We start from the raw sequence: 15,940 nt of genomic DNA, 5'->3' as shown, positions 1-15,940 counted from the left end.
AACGACAAAAGGCCGTCTGAATTCTTCAGACGGCCTTTTAGCCGTGTTAAAATAACGCCTATTATTTTCCCTTAAATTCAAAGGAAATCCACATGGCAAATATCGCCCGCGACATTTTCAAAGCCTACGACATCCGGGGCATCGTCGGTAAAACCCTGACCGACGAAGCTGCCTACTTAATCGGTAAAGCTATTGCTACCAAAGCCTCCGAAAAAGGCATTACCCGCATCGCACTCGGTCGCGACGGCCGTTTGAGCGGTCCCGGTCTGATGGCACAAATTCAACGCGGTTTTACAGACAGCGGCATCGACGTCCTCAATGTCGGCATGGTTGCCACCCCTATGCTCTACTTCGCAGCCATCAACGAATGCGGCGGCAGCGGCGTAATGATTACCGGCAGCCACAATCCGCCCGATTACAACGGTTTCAAAATGATGCTCGGCGGCGACACGCTCGCAGGCGAAGCCATTCAAGAACTTTTAGCTATTGTTGAAAAAGATGGTTTTGTTGCTGCCGACAAACAAGGCAGCGTAACCGAAAAAGACATCTCCGGCGAATACCACAACAACATCGTCGGCCACATCAAGCTCAAACGCCCGATGAAAATCGCCATCGACGCGGGCAACGGTGTCGGCGGCGCATTTGCAGGCAAACTCTACAAAGGTTTGGGCAATGAAGTTACCGAACTTTTCTGCGAAGTGGACGGCAATTTCCCTAATCACCACCCTGATCCTTCCAAACCGAAAAACCTGCAAGACCTCATCGTCGAGCTTAAAAACAGCGATGCCGAAATCGGCTTGGCATTTGACGGCGATGCCGACCGCTTGGGCGTGGTCACCAAAGACGGCAACATCATCTATCCAGACCGCCAACTGATGCTTTTCGCGCAAGACGTGTTGAGCCGCAATCCTAAAGCCAAAGTGATTTTCGACGTCAAATCTACCCGTCTGCTCGCGCCTTGGATTAAAGAACACGGCGGCGAACCTGTGATGGAAAAAACCGGCCACAGCTTCATCAAATCCACCATGAAAAAAACCGGCGCACTGGTTGCCGGTGAAATGAGTGGCCACGTTTTCTTTAAAGAACGCTGGTTCGGCTTCGACGACGGCATGTATGCCGGTGCACGCCTCTTGGAAATCCTGTCTGCCTTCGACAATCCGTCCGAAGTGTTGAACAAGCTGCCGCAAAGCATTTCCACTCCGGAACTCAACATCGACCTGCAGGAAGGCAGCAACGGCCACAAAGTGATTGAAGAGCTGGCTGCCAATGCCAAGTTTGAAGGTGCGACCGAAATCATTACCATCGACGGCTTGCGTGTTGAATTCCCTGACGGCTTCGGCCTGATGCGTGCTTCCAATACCACGCCGATTTTGGTATTGCGTTTTGAAGCGGATACGCAAGAAGCGATTGAGCGCATTCAAAACCAATTCAAAGCAGTCATTGAAAGCAATCCTGCATTGAAATGGCCGCTGTAAGGGTTTAGGCCAAAACAAAAGGCCGTCTGAAAATCATTTCAGACGGCCTTTAATATTAAACATTGATTATTTAAAGTTTGGAAACCAAGAATATCCCGGCTTAGTTATCCGACTTGCGCCAACTGTTGACGCATTTCATCGATAACAGCTTTGTAATCCGGTTTGCCAAAAATCGCCGAACCGGCAACAAACGTATCCGCACCTACCGCCGCAATTTCAGCAATATTGTCTGTTTTCACGCCGCCATCAACTTCCAATGCGATATGGCGGCCGCTTTGCCGTTCATACTCGTCCAACATCTCGCGCACTTTGCGGATTTTCACCAGCGTATTCGGAATAAAACTTTGTCCGCCAAAGCCCGGGTTGACCGACATCAGCAACACCATATCCAGTTTGTCCAAAACGTTTTCCAGAATATTGACCGGCGTAGCAGGATTCAATACCAAACCAGCCTGACAGCCGTATTCTTTAATCAAACCCAAGCTTCGGTCGACATGGCGGCTGGCTTCAGGATGAAAAGTAATGATATTGGCACCGGCTTTGGCAAACGCATGAATCAAATCGTCCACCGGCTCAACCATCAAATGCACATCGACCGGCACGGTTGCATACGGTTTCAAAGCCGCGCAAACCATAGGGCCGAAAGTCAGATTCGGCACATAATGATTATCCATCACGTCAAAATGAATCAAATCCGCACCAGCGCGGATAACTTCGGCAACCTCTTCGCCCAAACGGGCAAAATCGGCAGACAAAATACTGGGGGCAATACGGTAGTCGGTCATGTTTATTCTCCTAAAGTGTGTTCCTTTATCATTATCGCATTTTTAACCCTATGTTGTATGCTGCCGACAACATCTCTGCCGTCATTTTTATGAATTTACATTTCATATACATTAATGAAACTTATAATCACATAGTAAGGCTTTGAAAATAAATTATTAGGTTACATACATATGCAAAAAAATCTAACATCATTAACAAAAGTTAACTGCATTGATACTGCCTTTCACACGCTTATCGGTTATATTTCCAAACCTGATGAAACATTAGGAAAACACCGTGTCTGTTGCACTTTCCCGCTATCCGACTTTTATTTTCTTAGCACTCGCCCTACTCTGTTCCAGTCTGCCTGCACATGCCGGTCCGTTTCTGGCCACTTTGGACGACTTCCACCCGAATTGCGACATCCGACAGCTCAATTTATCCGCCGACCAACACGCCGCCCTGCGCCGCCTGCGTACCGACTTCAAACAAATCAACGATAAAGCCTACCGCAAAACCGTACGCTCCGACCGCAACCGCCGTCAAACCATCATCAAAATCCTCTCCGGCGACTCATTCGACTCAAACGCCGCCCGCGATTATGTTGAAAACCGCTACCTCTCCAGCATGGACTATGCGGTGGATGAAATGGAAATCCAATACCGCCTCTATCATCTGCTTAATCCGCGCCAACGCCAGCAATGGTTGTCTTCATGCTTGCGCTGATGGATAAATAAAAATACAAAAAGGCCGTCTGAAACCATATTCAGACGGCCTTTACTTTTTCAGCCTTAATCCAGCACTCTTTCTTCCGGCAACCGGCCTGCCCAATCGCAGGCAAACTGCCATGCCGAGCGGCCTGAACGGCTACCGCGCATTTGCGCCCATTGCAACGCGGCTTGGCGCGCCGTATCGTCAAAAGGCACATTGAAATCGCCCAACCAGTTGGCTACGGCAGTCAAATAATCGTTTTGATCGAAAGGATAAAAACTCAGCCATAAGCCGAAGCGGTCGGAAAGGGAGATTTTCTCCTCAACAGCCTCTTTCTGATGGATTTCGCCGCGAGTGCCCGTAGTACCGCCGTTTTCATCCATATATTCAGGAATTAAATGACGGCGGTTGGAAGTGGCATAAACCAAAACATTGGTGCAACGTTGCGACAGTCCGCCGTCTAAAGCCGTTTTCAAGGCTTTATAGGTTTCATCGCCGGTTTCAAACGACAAATCATCGCAGAAAACGATAAATTTCTCGGGACGTTCGGACAACAGCGTCAACAAAGCCGGCAAACTGATTAAATCGCTTTTATCCACCTCAATCAGTCGCAGGCCGCGCTCGGCGTATTCGTGCAACAACGCTTTAACCAAGGAAGATTTCCCCGTACCGCGCGCGCCGGTCATCAAGACATTATTTGCCGGACGGCCTGCCAAAAATTGCTCGGTATTGCGTTTCAGCCTGTCGGTTTGCGAACCGACTGCCGCCAATCTGCTCAAAGGAAACGTATGCGGACGTGGCAGGCTTTCCAAAATGCCTTTTTTGCCCACGCTGTGCCAACGGTAGGCCAAAGCGCGCCAGTCGGTTTTACCGGTTTCGTCAGGCAGGATTAAATCCAGACGGTTTAAAACGGAATTGGCTTTTTTCAAAAAATTGGATAATTTCATTTCGGCTTTCTTTTTTTCAGACGGCCTTTTGCGCCAATACACGCATCACGGTATCGACAACGGCTTGGGTTTGCGGATCGATTTCAATATTGATGAGGTCGCCTTCTTTACGGCTGCCAAACAGGGTACGCTCCAAAGTCTCAGGAATCAGGTGTACGCAAAATTCGCTGTCGCTGACTTCGCCTATGGTCAGGCTGCAACCGTCCAAACCGACAAAGCCTTTGGTCAGGATGTAGGGCTTGAGGTTTTCCGGCAGCTCAAACCAAACGGTACGGTTGAACTCGCTGGATTCGATACGGGAAATTCGGGTAACCGCCATCACATGGCCGCTCATCACATGACCGCCGATTTCGTCGCCAAACCGCGCCGCGCGTTCCAAATTGACACTGTCACCAACTTTCAAGCTGCCGAGATTGGTTTTGCGTAAGGTTTCGTCCATCAAATCAAAGCTGACTTTGTTGCCGTCAATTCGGGTAATGGTCAGGCAGCAGCCGTTGTTGGCGACAGAGGCGCCGGTTTGCAGATTGTCGGCGATTTCGGGGGGCAGCTCGACTGTGTGGGTACGAAAGTCGGGCGAAGGTTGGGCGATGTCTGTAATTTTGCCCATGCCTTGTACGATGCCTGTAAACATGATGTCTTCTTTCCGATGGTACGATAAGGCGGATATTGTAGCATTTTCCAGGCACAAAGGCCGTCTGAAAGCGGTGATGGCGATGGTTTGGGGTATAATCGGATTTTTATTTCCGCAGCCCGATCATGCTCAGCTACCGCCACGCCTTCCATGCCGGCAACCATGCCGATATGCTCAAGCACTTTACCCTCTTCCTTGTCCTCGAATATTTCAACCGCAAAGACAAGCCTTATTGGTATATCGATACGCACAGCGGTGCCGGTTTGTATGATTTGAGCGGCGATGAGGCGCAAAAAGTCAGCGAATACAAACAAGGTATTGCGCTCTTGGAACAAGCTGACAAGCTGCCTGCCGAATTGGCCGAATTTGTGGGCCGTCTGAAACAAATACTGCCGCAAGACAACCTTTACTGCGGCTCGCCTTGGCTGGCACAAGCGCTCACGCGCGACAGCGACAAAATGAGCCTCTTTGAGCTGCATCCTGCCGATTTTGTCCATTTGCAAAACAATATGCGCGAAGTCCGCCCTGCGCGTAAAGTGCAGGTCAGCCAAGCGGACGGTTATCAAGGCCTGATTTCACTCTTGCCTCCTCCGCCTCGCCGCGCCGCCGTCTTGATTGATCCGCCCTACGAAGAAAAACAAGACTACCGCCGCGTCGGCCAAGTCTTGAAAGATGCCTTGAAACGCTTTGAAACCGGCTGCTACATGGTTTGGTATCCTTGCTTGAGCCGCGAAGAAAGCCGCAAACTGCCGGACGAACTCAAAAAAATCGCTCCCGACAATTATCAGCACGCCGAGCTTCATGTCCATACGCCGCGCAGCGACGGCTTCGGTATGCACGGCAGCGGCATGTTCGTCATCAATCCGCCCTATATGCTTGCCGAACAGTTGCAAAACAATCTGCCCGAACTTTCCAAAATTTTGGCGCAAGATGCAGGCGCGCATTATGTATTGGAAAGTAAAACGAAATAAACGCCGTCGTCTGAACGCATACCCAAGCGCTTCGATTTTGCCGCAATACCTGTTCAGACGGCCTTAACCCTTTATACTTAAGCCTTTTTCCACTACAATTCACAACATAACAATTAACGACCGTCCCTCATGAATATACGCACATCCCTAGCCTGCACGCTCCTGCTTTGCGCGTGCAGCGAATCAGTAAAAAACGAATTTAAAGAAGAATTTACCCAAAGTTTCCGCACCGAATTTGTCCGCTCGGCAACCGAAGCCTGCGTAGAAAAAGCCGCAGGAAAAAGCCCGTTTGATTCCGCGACCACTGAAAAAATCTGCCGCTGTATCGGCGAAAAAACAGTCGACCAAATCAATCCTGAAGAAGCAACCTCGCTTTTGGGCGGCAGCGACTCCATGAGCGACGAGCTGAAAAAACGCATCAAAGACACCAGCATCGCCTGCACTAAAGAAGTTTTAGGCATGGCCGAGAGCAAAACCAAATGAACACGCCGTTTTCAGACGGCCTGAAATTGAAAAATATTCGATTCAAACTTAGGAAAAGAGTGAAACCATGAAGACACTGAACCAATTGTTAGCCCAACACCTGCCCGAACACAAACTGCCGCAAGAGCTGGCCAGCGTATTGGAATCCGTAGCCGCCGCCTGTTTGGATATCAACGCCAAAGTCCGCCTCGGTGCGCTTTCCGGCGTTTTGGGCATGGCAGGTACCGGCAACATCCAAGGCGAAGACCAAAAGAAACTTGACGTCATCGCCAACAACATCATGATTGATGTTTTAAAAGCCAATGCCAACATCGCAGGCCTTGCCAGCGAAGAAGAAGACACCTATGTCGCCACACACGAAAACGGCGGCTATTTGGTATTGTTTGATCCGCTGGACGGCTCTTCCAATATCGACGTCAACATCTCCGTCGGCACCATCTTCTCCATTTTGGCGAAACCTGAAGGCGCATTGACTACCGAGTCCTTCCTGCAAAAAGGCCGCGACCAAGTGGCCGCAGGTTATGTTTTATACGGTCCGCAAACCCAACTGGTACTGACTGTCGGTCACGGCGTATTCGTCTTCACTTTGGACGATGCCAACCAATTCCTGCTGACCAAAGAAAATCCGCGCGTTCCCGAATCCACTAAAGAATTTGCCATCAATATGTCCAACCAAAGACATTGGTTCGCCCCTGTTCAACAATACATTGACGAATTACTGGCAGGCGAAACCGGCGTACGCGGCAAAAACTACAATATGCGCTGGGTAGCCAGCATGGTTGCCGAAATTCACCGCATCCTGATGCGCGGCGGCGTATTCATGTATCCGCAAGACAAACGCGATCCATCCAAACCGGGCAAACTGCGCCTGATGTACGAAGCCAACCCGATGAGCCTGCTTATGGAACAAGCCGGCGGCGCATCAAACAACGGCATCGAAGCCATGCTCGACATCCAACCTACCGGCCTGCACCAACGTGTTGCCGTATTCATGGGCAGCCGCGAAGAAGTGGAATACGTTTATAATCTGCATCAAAAATAATCAGATGTATTGATTTCAAACCGACAAAATGGCCGTCTGAAATATGATTTTCAGACGGCCTTTTTGTTAAAAAACAAAAGAAATGAAAAATCAAAGGGCAGATTCAAATCTATCCTTTGCTGCTTTCCAGTCTATATCTTTATTGGATTATGCCGAACGAGCCAGCTCTTCCGCGGCTTTTTGCACCCTATCCGGCGTCAGCTTGTTCAAACAATCCGTATGCCCCAGCGGACATTCGCGTTTGAAACAAGGCGAGCAATCCAAATTCAAACTGACGATTTTTGCCTTTTGGCTTAGAGGCGGCGTATGGTCAGGGCTGGATGAGCCGTAAACCGCAACCAATTTCCGATCAAGCGCGGCCGCAAGGTGCATCAGACCGCTGTCATTGCACACGACCGTATCGGCGCAAGACAACAGATCAATCGCCTCCGGAAGATTGGTTTTGCCGCAAAGATTGGTACACAGGCCGTCTGAAAGTCGGTTGATTTCATCTGCAATATCAAAATCTTTTTGCGAACCGAACAGCCAAACCTGCCAGCCCTTGGCCAAATATCGGCGGCCGAGTTCGGCAAAATGACGCGCAGGCCAACGCTTGGCCGGGCCATATTCCGCACCAGGACAAAATGCCAAAATCGGTTTATCCGTCGTCAAACCATGTTTTTCTAAAGCGGCTTGACGGCTTTCAGGATCAATCGTGAAACAGGGATTATCGGAATACCCGTTAAAATCCGCTTGGGTCGGATGCGCCAGCGCAGTATAGCGGTCAACCATCAGAGGCAACGCGGCCTTATCCAACTTGCGGATATCGTTCAGCAAAAAATAGCGCGACTCGCCGACGTAGCCCGTACGCTGCTTAATGCCCGTAGCCAAGGCAATGATGGCGGATTTGAGCGAACCGGGCAAAACAATTACTTGATCATAGCCTTCTTTTCCCAATTCACGCCCGATACGCCAGCGTTTTTTCAATTCCAACGCACCATGTCCAAACGGATTTTCCATCACACGGTTGATTTCAGGCATACGCTCAAATACGGCCATCGACCATTTGGGTGCAAAAGCATCAATGGTGCAGCCGGGATGCAGCTCATGCAAACGGCGATAAAGCGGTTGGGTCATGACACAGTCGCCAATCCAGCTTGGGGTAATAATCAGGATTTTTTTGGACATAATGGAATGTGTTTTTAATTTTGGCTTATTGTAATACGATTTTTAAAAGGCCGTCTGAAACTCGGTTTAATCGCCTTAATCAGAACGTACTAGTTGATACATGTCATTTCAACAGATGCACTCTGGTTTGAGCGCGTGAAGTGTTTGTCTCCCCAATTATTCTGCAAATACCACGCCCCAAATACTAAGCATAACGGCAGCAAACAATATCTGCTTCATTTTTAAAACCTTATAAAAACAGAAAGGCCGTCTGAAATATTTTCAGACGACCTTTTTATAGTGGTTTAACGATGGTAGTTAGGCGCTTCTTTGGTGATTTGTACGTCGTGAACGTGGGATTCGCTCATACCGGCAGAAGTGATTTCCACAAATTCTGCTTTCTCGTGCATTTCAGCAATATTGGCGCAACCCAAATAACCCATGCTGGAGCGCAGACCGCCGGTCAGCTGGTGGATGATGTTCACAATCGGGCCTTTGTAAGGAACGCGACCTTCGATACCTTCAGGAACATATTTGTCTGTGCTGTCGGTTTTGTCTTGGAAGTAGCGGTCGGCAGAACCTTGGCTCATCGCACCCAACGAACCCATGCCGCGGTAAGACTTGTAAGAGCGGCCTTGGTAGAGTTCGATTTCGCCCGGTGCTTCTTCCGTACCGGCAAACATACCGCCGAGCATGACGCTGTATGCACCTGCTGCCAGAGCTTTGGCAATATCGCCGGAGAAGCGGATACCGCCGTCGGCAATCAGGGGAACGCCTGTACCTTTCAGGGCTTCGGAAACATTGTGAATCGCAGTCAGTTGAGGCACGCCCACGCCGGCCACGATACGGGTCGTACAAATCGAGCCCGGGCCGATACCGACTTTAACGGCATCTGCACCGGCAGCGACTAAATCCAAAGCAGCTTTAGCAGTCGCGATGTTGCCGCCGATGACTTGAATGTGCGGATAAGTTTCTTTTACCCAGCGCACACGATCGATAACACCTTGGCTATGACCGTGGGCAGTATCGACCACAATCACGTCCACGCCTGCTTCTACCAATGCTTTGACGCGCTCTTCGGTATCGCCGCCTGTACCCACCGCGGCACCGACGCGCAGACGGCCTTCGGCATCTTTGTTGGCATTAGGGAATTCGGTTGTTTTCAGAATATCTTTAACTGTAATCAGACCTTTGAGTTCATCTTGGTCGTTCAATACCAAAACGCGCTCAACTTTGTGCGCATGCATGATTTCGCGGGCTTCATCGATGCTGGTACCTTCAGGAACGGTCACCAAACGGTCGCGGGGAGTCATGATGGCAGAAACCGGCAGATCGACACGGTTTTCAAAACGCAGGTCGCGGTTGGTCACGATACCGACCACTTTGCCGTTTTCCACAACAGGCAGACCGGACATTTTGCGTTTGCGTTGTGCGCGCATTTCCAAGACCTCGCGGATCAATGCGGTCGGCGCAACGGTAACGGGATCTTTCACCACGCCGCTCTCATGGCGCTTCACTTTGGAAACGGCACGCGCTTGCAACTCCGGCGTCATGTTTTTATGGATAATGCCGATGCCGCCTTCTTGAGCCATAGAAATGGCCAGACGCGCTTCGGTAACGGTATCCATTGCAGCAGAAAGTAGAGGGAGGTTGAGCGTGATATCGCGGGTGAGTTTGGTTTGGAGTTTGACATCTCGAGGCAGCACGTTTGAGTGCGCTGGAACCAACAAAACGTCGTCGAAAGTATAGGCTTTTTCTACAATACGCATGATGCTCGGTCTTTCAGTTTGTGCAAGATGCACGGCATTATATCACACCGGCTTGATGCTAACATTGGCAATACATGTTTTAACGTTATTTTTTTACATGATTTGATCTGCAGTACAAAAATATGCCAACGCATTGCAGTTTCAAGTAAAATAGGTTGGATGAGAACATCATTTACATAAGGGAAACCCATGAAATCTTCCGTACTCAAAACCTGTCTGACAGCAGCCCTTCTCTCTTCCGCCGCCCTGACCGGCGCGGCCGAGGTTTACACTTGGAAAGGCGCATCGGGCAACAGCTATTCCGATACACCAAACCACCTACAACCGAAGCGTTCCGGCGTGGTCAACATCCGCACGCACAACGTCAAACCCGCCGTTGCGCCTGCTGTTGCGGCATCTGAGCCGGTTGCCGAGCAGCCCAATGAACAGGTTGCGGAACAAAACAAACAAATCGAAGAGCGCAATAAAAAAATCGAAGAGCAAAACCGCCAAAACAAGCTGGAAAACTGCAAAATCGCCAAAATCAACCGCCAAGTCGCCGAAAGCGCACGCTTGGCCAATCGCGACAGCCTAATTAAACAATACCAAAACGACGTTAATAAATACTGCAATTAAGCTCTCGAATAACAATATCAAAAAGGCCGTCTGAAATTTAATTTCAGACGGCCTTTATTTTTTCAGCCTATCAATAATACACCTGAACCAACAACAAGCCGATGGCTAAGCTGAATGCCATGCTCAACAGGCCTGGAATCATGAAGCTGTGGTTGAAGATAAATTTGCCGATTTTGGTCGAGCCGGTTGTATCGAAGTCGATAGCGGCAATAATCGGACCGTAGTTCGGAATGAAGAAATAGCCGTTTACCGCAACAAATGTGCCGATAATGATGGGCGCAGGAATACCTAGTTTGATGGCGATTGGGAACAACGTCGCTACTGTCGCGCCTTGGCTGTTGACCAATACCGACAAGACAAACAGGGCAAAGGCAAAGGTCCATGGTGCAGACTCAACCAAATGGCTGACGGTCGATTCCACTTCTGCCAAGTGGCCGCTCATCAAGGTATCGCCCAACCAAGCCACGCCAAATACCGCAATCACGGCACGCATACCGGCATGGAATACCGAACCTCGGGTAATCGCATCGCCATTGGGTTTACACGCCAGAATAATCAGCGCAGAAGCAGACAACATCACGATTTCAATCGTATGCGCCATGCCCATAGGCTTGATCGCGCCATCGTGTTCAAAAGCCGGACGCAGCTCAGGCAGCGCGCCCATTACAACCACCAGCAATGCCGCAGTCAAGAAAATACCGACCGACAATTTGGCTTTCGGCGAAATAGCGACATCGGTTTGTTGTTCCTCCACATCGATGTATTCTTTCACATAATTCGGGTCTTTCAGCAAAGCCTGATAATGCGGATCGTCTTTCAATTCTTTGCCCAGTTTGTTTACGAACACGCAAGCCAAACCGATACCCAAAATCGTGGACGGAACGGTTATTTTCAACACATCCGCCATCGTGATGTGTTGCGGCTCAAGCATGGTGACGCAGGCAACAACTGCGGCGGCAATCGGGCTGGCGACAATCGCAAATTGGGAAGCGATAACAGCCATCGTCAGCGGACGGGAAGGACGGATGCCATTGCGACGGCTGACTTCGGCAATCACGGGCAAGACCGAGTAAGCCACATGGCCCGTACCTGCCAATACGGTAAAGGTGTAAGTTACCGCCGGCGCGATAAAGGTGATGTATTTCGGATTGCGGTGCAACACGCGCGTGGCAATCTTAATCATATAGTCCAAACCGCCGCTGGCCTGCATGGCCGCGGCGGCAGACACTACCGCCATAATCATCAGCATCACATCAATCGGAGGGCTGGTCGGCTGAAGATGGAAACCAAAAGACAATACAGCCAAGCCGATACCGCCGAGCACGCCCAAACCAATACCGCCAACCTGCGCGCCAATCAGGATACACAGCAGTACAACGGCAAACTGGATAAAAAACATAGTTGACATCACAACTCCCAAAATCCGGCCTTAACCGAAATATAATTACAAACGGTCGAATTATAGAGCAAACCCTCTTTCCTAACCATACTTTACCGAACTATACATACTGATTTACATCAAATAAATAATATTCTCATTTAACCGCTAGGTTTTTAAAAATACAAAAAAGGCCGTCTGAAGATTTTCAGACGGCCTTTATGATTCAAAAAGATGATAAGGCTATTTCCCGGCTACTTCTTCATCTTTTATAAAATCCGATACGCCATGAACACAGCGGATTTTGCGTTCCGACAAAGTTGCCTCCAATAAGGCATCGTTTTGCGGCAAGGAATCGCGTTCTGCCTCATTGTGCCAGAGGTGGTACGCAATGCCGGCAAATTTCAAATTATGGCGTTTCATACCGTTATGATAGCAACGGGCGACAAATTCGCTGTCTTCCCTGCCCCAACCGACAAAGCTATTGTCAAACCCGTTGACGGCAAGCGCATCGCTGCGGAAAAAGCCCATATTGCAAGTTTTGATACCTTTGTGTTTGCGGTTGCCTTTTCGGCCTGCCAATTTGGCCAAACAACGGCAGCGCAGAGCGGAAAGCCGTTTTTCTATCCCAGAGCTAAACATGGATAAGGCAGGCAAATCGCCTTCGTTCAAAATATCCTGCGTTTTATCCTCAGTCAAAATCACGCGGGAACCTTGTATCAGACGGCCTTTGCGGGCAACCTTCAAATGATCGGCAATAAAAGACGGATCCAAGACCATATCGCCGTCAATCAACACAATATAATCGCTTTTCGCCTGCGCCAGCGCACGGTTGCGCGATTCGGCGGCACGAAAACCCCTATCCGGCTGCCATGAATGCTTGACCGGAACGCTTGTTCTGCGGCGGATAAAATCAACCACTTCGGCGGTTTCCTGCCTTGAGCCGTCATCCGCGACAATAATCTCATCCGGCAGACGGGTTTGCGATAAAGCCGATTTCAACACCAGCTCCAAAGCATCAGGGCGGTTGTAAGTGGTGATGATGAGGGAGACGGTTATCGTGCGGTTGCGCTCGTAGAGTTTGACATATTTGTAATACGAACCTTGTGCATTGGAAACTGAAATCGTCAGGCCGTCCGCCCCATAGGCAAAACCGCGCTTGAGCAGGTAATTCTTCACAAACGATACGCCGCCATGCAGCAAAGCCTTAAACGGCGAACTGTCTTTCTTGAAGCGATTTTCTTCCGCATATAGCGAACTGTACTGCTGCATTTTCTGAATCAGCCCTTCGGCGTTTTCAAAAGAATAATGTTTCAGACGGCCATCGAGTTGTTTAACCTTAGCTTCCTGCGGCAACACCAAAGACTCATGCACCTGACGGTCGGAAAAACGGGTAAATCTGCGATGATAAAGGCGTGGAATAATATCCGGATACCAGCCGCAGCCTTTAATCAGTCTGCCGTGATAATGGTTCAAACGAGAAAGCGAAAAAATATGTTCCTTCTCATTTTCCAAAACGGCCGCACGAATGGATTCGATTAAAGCCTCATCCGCCACTTCATCGCTGTCTATGCTAAAAATCCAATCGTTTTGCGCCAGTCTGGCCGCCAGATTTTTCATCGGGCCAAACCCGATAAAGTCATGCTTGTAATAGCTGACATTGGGAAAATCCTTGGCAATTTCAAAAGTACGGTCGGTCGAGCCGTTGTCCAACAGCAGGACTTCGTCAAAGTCTTTCAGCGCACTCAAAACTTCTGAAAGATAACGTTCTGAATTTTTTACCAACATGGCGGCGGTTGCCGGAATTGTGTGCATCATAAAAAGGCCGTCTGAAAAAGGAAGCTGTATTTTAACCGATATACCGCTACAATATGTCCTCCTTTTTTCAGACGGCCTGACTCATGCAGCTTATTCTTGCCCCCATGCAGGGTAATGCAATATTTTATTAAATTAATATATAAATCAAATATTTGAACAAGTTTTATAAAAAAAGGTGCAAATAAGGTGCAAATAAAATAAAAATATTTTCAAAAACCTCTTGCATTACCGCTAAAATAGCGGTAATATACACACATCGGCAGACAACACAAACCGCCGAAAACATGATAAACCAACTGACCGCCTTCGGGCGGATAGGAGCAAAAAAAATGAAAGCGAATCTTTTAAAAACCATGAGCAGCGAAGCACGCGAAGTTCTTTTTTCTAAATTGAACCCTGAAAATGACTACATTTGCCAAGCTTTAAAAAAAGCCCAAGACGAATTTAACGAAAAACTTAATCAAGCTGCCCAACCTAATGGATTCTTTGGCCGCGCGATGATTGACGAAAAATCTGTTTTAGGTGCGGATGACTTTTTAAAATACCAACGCATCGGCAAAATTCTGGCAGCGCGCGAAGAGATGCTCTCAAAAAGAAAAAACCTTATTTTAAATTTCTTGGGCTTTTTTAATTAATTTTTAATACTGCCGCCTTCGGGCGGCAGAAAGGTCAAAAATGAAATTCTTAATAAACATCATCAAAACCGAAAAAGTTGAAGTAAAACGCCAATACGAAACTGTCACACGATTTAATCGAATCAACACGGGCGAAACAAAAGAAGTGGAGTTCAATCATGAACAAAATCTTTTAATCGTAGATGGGCAAGAATTTAAGGTACACGAAGTCTTGTCCAAACAACTCACCATCGGGAACGAAGACGTTCTAACAGCCCAAATCATGACATACAAAAACGGCGAACAACATTTATTCTACTCGCTTGATGTACCGGCATTTTGGGATATGTTCGATGATTTAAATTGGGGCAAAAAAGTTTTCGGTGGTTATATCGCTAAATGAATAAAACTAAAAGCCGCCTGATTTACTCAAGCGGCTTTTTTATCGGAGGCATTATGGCAAAAAACCGAACAAGCATCACCGAGCGGCTCAAAAAGAGCCAAAAACGAGAGGCGCGCCGCGATATGGCGCATGATTGGGCAGATAAGTGGGAGCAGGATTATTTGAGCATAATGTCTCAAATCAAACAGGCAATCAGCAAAGGAAACGATGACGATCTTATCGACTTATTTGCCGATTTACGCGCGCTGCAACAGCCTAAATTTGAGGCATTGCATCGAGTGATTGACGAGCTTATCACACCGACACGGGAGCTTATTGATGATTGATAATATTGAGTTTGGTTATACACCAAACAATCTAAAGGCCTTGCGCCAAAAACACGGATTGACACAACAAGCAACTGCCGATCTATTAGATGTAAAAATATCAGGATTCCAGCGCTGGGAGGCCGATGTAAATCTTAAAAGCCATACAGACATGCCGTTAAAAAAATGGTTTGAGCTTTTACAAAAACTAACAAAATAAATATTGCATTACCGCTAAAATAGCGGTAATATACACATATGGATTCAGCGCACCCGCGCAAACCGCGCCTCGGGTAATCAGGGGTAAGGAACTAAAATGGACTTAGCATACGAACTCAAACAACTTGAATCTTATTATGATATTTGCAACTATCGTGGCAAACTTAGAGCAGATAGCCTGATCCATGGAATTAACTGTATTTTAGAAGGCAAAGAAAGAACAGTTGACATTCATGATTCAACAAGAGAAGAGTTAGAAAATAGAATTTCTGCCTTTTATAAAGATATTGATGATTATTTGACAAACCGGTAAGAAAACAAAGGCCGCCTGAAATATGGCGGCTTTTTTGAAAGGAAAAATGAATGCCTCATCAGAATAGAAACTGGCAGCGTCGATGGTCGGTTGATTTTGAAACACAAACGGCGAGCCATGAAGATGGCTGGATTTTTGAATTTACAAAAGTCTCAGACGGCGTGTTTGACGGTCGGCTAGTTGCTCAGCCCAAAAACCTCACATTAGAGCAAATCAAAAACGCACCCCGAATTGCCAAAGAAGCCGGCGAAGCATGGGAACGCGCCCGAAGAAACAGACAATAACGAATCTTATAAGTAGCCGTCTGAACTCAGACCAGCCCCGTGCAAAAGGCC

Annotated in this window: 19 protein-coding genes; 12 read left to right on the top strand and 7 right to left on the bottom strand. The window is 48.2% G+C overall.

Features of this window, described 5'->3' with window-relative positions:
- Positions 1–92: 92 nt before the first annotated feature.
- Positions 93–1,475 carry a phosphomannomutase/phosphoglucomutase gene (locus O3682_RS03460; RefSeq protein ID WP_371508449.1) on the top strand — a complete coding sequence of 461 codons (1,383 nt, stop codon included), beginning with the start codon at positions 93–95 and terminating at the stop codon, positions 1,473–1,475.
- A gap of 104 nt (positions 1,476–1,579) precedes the next feature.
- Here O3682_RS03460 and rpe read toward each other — a convergent pair whose 3' ends face one another.
- Positions 1,580–2,260 (bottom strand): ribulose-phosphate 3-epimerase, encoded by a 681-nt coding sequence (rpe, locus tag O3682_RS03455; RefSeq protein ID WP_371508447.1) that lies wholly within the window; start codon positions 2,258–2,260, stop codon positions 1,580–1,582.
- A 277-nt stretch (positions 2,261–2,537) separates the two neighbouring features.
- On the opposite strand from rpe, the gene O3682_RS03450 reads away from it, so the two are divergent.
- Positions 2,538–2,966, top strand: coding sequence for a Spy/CpxP family protein refolding chaperone (locus tag O3682_RS03450; RefSeq protein WP_049336552.1), 429 nt, complete (start codon positions 2,538–2,540; stop codon positions 2,964–2,966).
- 65 nt (positions 2,967–3,031) lie between these two features.
- Here O3682_RS03450 and O3682_RS03445 read toward each other — a convergent pair whose 3' ends face one another.
- Both O3682_RS03445 and O3682_RS03440 read right to left on the bottom strand, forming a co-directional pair.
- Positions 3,032–3,898, bottom strand: coding sequence for an ATP-binding protein (locus O3682_RS03445; RefSeq protein ID WP_371508445.1), 867 nt, complete (start codon positions 3,896–3,898; stop codon positions 3,032–3,034).
- Between the two features lie 16 nt (positions 3,899–3,914).
- A complete protein-coding gene (locus tag O3682_RS03440) occupies positions 3,915–4,529 on the bottom strand; it encodes a riboflavin synthase (protein WP_003683409.1) in 615 nt (204 codons plus the stop codon).
- A 125-nt stretch (positions 4,530–4,654) separates the two neighbouring features.
- On the opposite strand from O3682_RS03440, the gene O3682_RS03435 reads away from it, so the two are divergent.
- The 3 genes from O3682_RS03435 (at position 4,655) to O3682_RS03425 (ending at position 7,025) form a co-directional block, all read left to right on the top strand.
- Complete coding sequence (locus O3682_RS03435; RefSeq protein ID WP_371508444.1) at positions 4,655–5,500, top strand: 23S rRNA (adenine(2030)-N(6))-methyltransferase RlmJ; 846 nt, start codon at positions 4,655–4,657, stop codon at positions 5,498–5,500.
- Between the two features lie 129 nt (positions 5,501–5,629).
- Complete coding sequence (locus tag O3682_RS03430) at positions 5,630–5,983, top strand: hypothetical protein (protein WP_371508442.1); 354 nt, start codon at positions 5,630–5,632, stop codon at positions 5,981–5,983.
- A gap of 67 nt (positions 5,984–6,050) precedes the next feature.
- Positions 6,051–7,025 carry a class 1 fructose-bisphosphatase gene (locus O3682_RS03425; protein ID WP_371508440.1) on the top strand — a complete coding sequence of 325 codons (975 nt, stop codon included), beginning with the start codon at positions 6,051–6,053 and terminating at the stop codon, positions 7,023–7,025.
- Positions 7,026–7,172: 147 nt separating this feature from the next.
- Here O3682_RS03425 and waaF read toward each other — a convergent pair whose 3' ends face one another.
- Both waaF and guaB read right to left on the bottom strand, forming a co-directional pair.
- Positions 7,173–8,192, bottom strand: a complete 1,020-nt coding sequence (gene waaF, locus O3682_RS03420; RefSeq protein WP_371508439.1) for a lipopolysaccharide heptosyltransferase II — start codon at positions 8,190–8,192, stop codon at positions 7,173–7,175.
- Between the two features lie 284 nt (positions 8,193–8,476).
- On the bottom strand, positions 8,477–9,940 hold the full coding sequence (gene guaB / locus O3682_RS03415) for an IMP dehydrogenase (RefSeq protein WP_003678893.1): 1,464 nt from the start codon (positions 9,938–9,940) through the stop codon (positions 8,477–8,479).
- Between the two features lie 189 nt (positions 9,941–10,129).
- Between guaB and O3682_RS03410 the strand changes: the two genes are divergently transcribed.
- Positions 10,130–10,555, top strand: a complete 426-nt coding sequence (locus O3682_RS03410; protein ID WP_371460139.1) for a DUF4124 domain-containing protein — start codon at positions 10,130–10,132, stop codon at positions 10,553–10,555.
- A 70-nt stretch (positions 10,556–10,625) separates the two neighbouring features.
- On the opposite strand, the gene O3682_RS03405 is transcribed toward O3682_RS03410, so the two are convergent.
- Positions 10,626–11,954: an anaerobic C4-dicarboxylate transporter family protein gene (locus O3682_RS03405; protein ID WP_371508487.1), complete on the bottom strand. Its 1,329-nt coding sequence runs from the start codon at positions 11,952–11,954 to the stop codon at positions 10,626–10,628.
- A gap of 222 nt (positions 11,955–12,176) precedes the next feature.
- Entirely contained in the window at positions 12,177–13,751 is a 1,575-nt protein-coding gene (locus O3682_RS03400) for a glycosyltransferase family 2 protein (protein ID WP_371508437.1), read from the bottom strand.
- A gap of 329 nt (positions 13,752–14,080) precedes the next feature.
- Between O3682_RS03400 and O3682_RS03395 the strand changes: the two genes are divergently transcribed.
- The 6 genes from O3682_RS03395 (at position 14,081) to O3682_RS03370 (ending at position 15,889) form a co-directional block, all read left to right on the top strand.
- The gene (locus O3682_RS03395) at positions 14,081–14,386 is read left to right on the top strand and encodes a hypothetical protein (RefSeq protein ID WP_371508436.1); all 306 of its coding nucleotides are present in this window, start codon (positions 14,081–14,083) and stop codon (positions 14,384–14,386) included.
- Between the two features lie 40 nt (positions 14,387–14,426).
- On the top strand, positions 14,427–14,768 hold the full coding sequence (locus O3682_RS03390; RefSeq protein ID WP_371508433.1) for a hypothetical protein: 342 nt from the start codon (positions 14,427–14,429) through the stop codon (positions 14,766–14,768).
- On the top strand, positions 14,765–15,094 hold the full coding sequence (locus O3682_RS03385; protein ID WP_371508432.1) for a hypothetical protein: 330 nt from the start codon (positions 14,765–14,767) through the stop codon (positions 15,092–15,094). Before O3682_RS03390 ends, O3682_RS03385 begins: the two co-directional genes overlap by 4 nt.
- Complete coding sequence (locus tag O3682_RS03380) at positions 15,087–15,293, top strand: helix-turn-helix domain-containing protein (RefSeq protein WP_371508430.1); 207 nt, start codon at positions 15,087–15,089, stop codon at positions 15,291–15,293. Before O3682_RS03385 ends, O3682_RS03380 begins: the two co-directional genes overlap by 8 nt.
- A gap of 96 nt (positions 15,294–15,389) precedes the next feature.
- Positions 15,390–15,605 carry a hypothetical protein gene (locus tag O3682_RS03375; protein ID WP_371508428.1) on the top strand — a complete coding sequence of 72 codons (216 nt, stop codon included), beginning with the start codon at positions 15,390–15,392 and terminating at the stop codon, positions 15,603–15,605.
- Between the two features lie 50 nt (positions 15,606–15,655).
- On the top strand, positions 15,656–15,889 hold the full coding sequence (locus O3682_RS03370) for a hypothetical protein (RefSeq protein WP_371508427.1): 234 nt from the start codon (positions 15,656–15,658) through the stop codon (positions 15,887–15,889).
- Positions 15,890–15,940 lie beyond the last annotated feature (51 nt).

The organism is Neisseria sp. 27098_8_112 (assembly GCF_041433235.1).
In the GTDB taxonomy this organism is placed as follows: Bacteria; Pseudomonadota; Gammaproteobacteria; order Burkholderiales; family Neisseriaceae; genus Neisseria.
Note: the sequence above shows the minus strand (reverse complement) of the source record. Positions and strands in the feature narration are given on the sequence as shown.

What these genes read in the sequence shown, in the direction of transcription:
- O3682_RS03460 (WP_371508449.1), top strand. Translation starts at nt 93, where the DNA reads ATGGCAAATATCGCCCGCGACATTTTCAAAGCCTACGACATCCGGGGC.
- rpe (WP_371508447.1), bottom strand. Translation starts at nt 2,260, where the DNA reads ATGACCGACTACCGTATTGCCCCCAGTATTTTGTCTGCCGATTTTGCC.
- O3682_RS03445 (WP_371508445.1), bottom strand. Translation starts at nt 3,898, where the DNA reads ATGAAATTATCCAATTTTTTGAAAAAAGCCAATTCCGTTTTAAACCGT.
- O3682_RS03440 (WP_003683409.1), bottom strand. Translation starts at nt 4,529, where the DNA reads ATGTTTACAGGCATCGTACAAGGCATGGGCAAAATTACAGACATCGCC.
- O3682_RS03435 (WP_371508444.1), top strand. Translation starts at nt 4,655, where the DNA reads ATGCTCAGCTACCGCCACGCCTTCCATGCCGGCAACCATGCCGATATG.
- O3682_RS03430 (WP_371508442.1), top strand. Translation starts at nt 5,630, where the DNA reads ATGAATATACGCACATCCCTAGCCTGCACGCTCCTGCTTTGCGCGTGC.
- O3682_RS03425 (WP_371508440.1), top strand. Translation starts at nt 6,051, where the DNA reads ATGAAGACACTGAACCAATTGTTAGCCCAACACCTGCCCGAACACAAA.
- waaF (WP_371508439.1), bottom strand. Translation starts at nt 8,192, where the DNA reads ATGTCCAAAAAAATCCTGATTATTACCCCAAGCTGGATTGGCGACTGT.
- guaB (WP_003678893.1), bottom strand. Translation starts at nt 9,940, where the DNA reads ATGCGTATTGTAGAAAAAGCCTATACTTTCGACGACGTTTTGTTGGTT.
- O3682_RS03410 (WP_371460139.1), top strand. Translation starts at nt 10,130, where the DNA reads ATGAAATCTTCCGTACTCAAAACCTGTCTGACAGCAGCCCTTCTCTCT.
- O3682_RS03405 (WP_371508487.1), bottom strand. Translation starts at nt 11,954, where the DNA reads ATGTTTTTTATCCAGTTTGCCGTTGTACTGCTGTGTATCCTGATTGGC.
- O3682_RS03400 (WP_371508437.1), bottom strand. Translation starts at nt 13,751, where the DNA reads ATGATGCACACAATTCCGGCAACCGCCGCCATGTTGGTAAAAAATTCA.
- O3682_RS03395 (WP_371508436.1), top strand. Translation starts at nt 14,081, where the DNA reads ATGAAAGCGAATCTTTTAAAAACCATGAGCAGCGAAGCACGCGAAGTT.
- O3682_RS03390 (WP_371508433.1), top strand. Translation starts at nt 14,427, where the DNA reads ATGAAATTCTTAATAAACATCATCAAAACCGAAAAAGTTGAAGTAAAA.
- O3682_RS03385 (WP_371508432.1), top strand. Translation starts at nt 14,765, where the DNA reads ATGAATAAAACTAAAAGCCGCCTGATTTACTCAAGCGGCTTTTTTATC.
- O3682_RS03380 (WP_371508430.1), top strand. Translation starts at nt 15,087, where the DNA reads ATGATTGATAATATTGAGTTTGGTTATACACCAAACAATCTAAAGGCC.
- O3682_RS03375 (WP_371508428.1), top strand. Translation starts at nt 15,390, where the DNA reads ATGGACTTAGCATACGAACTCAAACAACTTGAATCTTATTATGATATT.
- O3682_RS03370 (WP_371508427.1), top strand. Translation starts at nt 15,656, where the DNA reads ATGCCTCATCAGAATAGAAACTGGCAGCGTCGATGGTCGGTTGATTTT.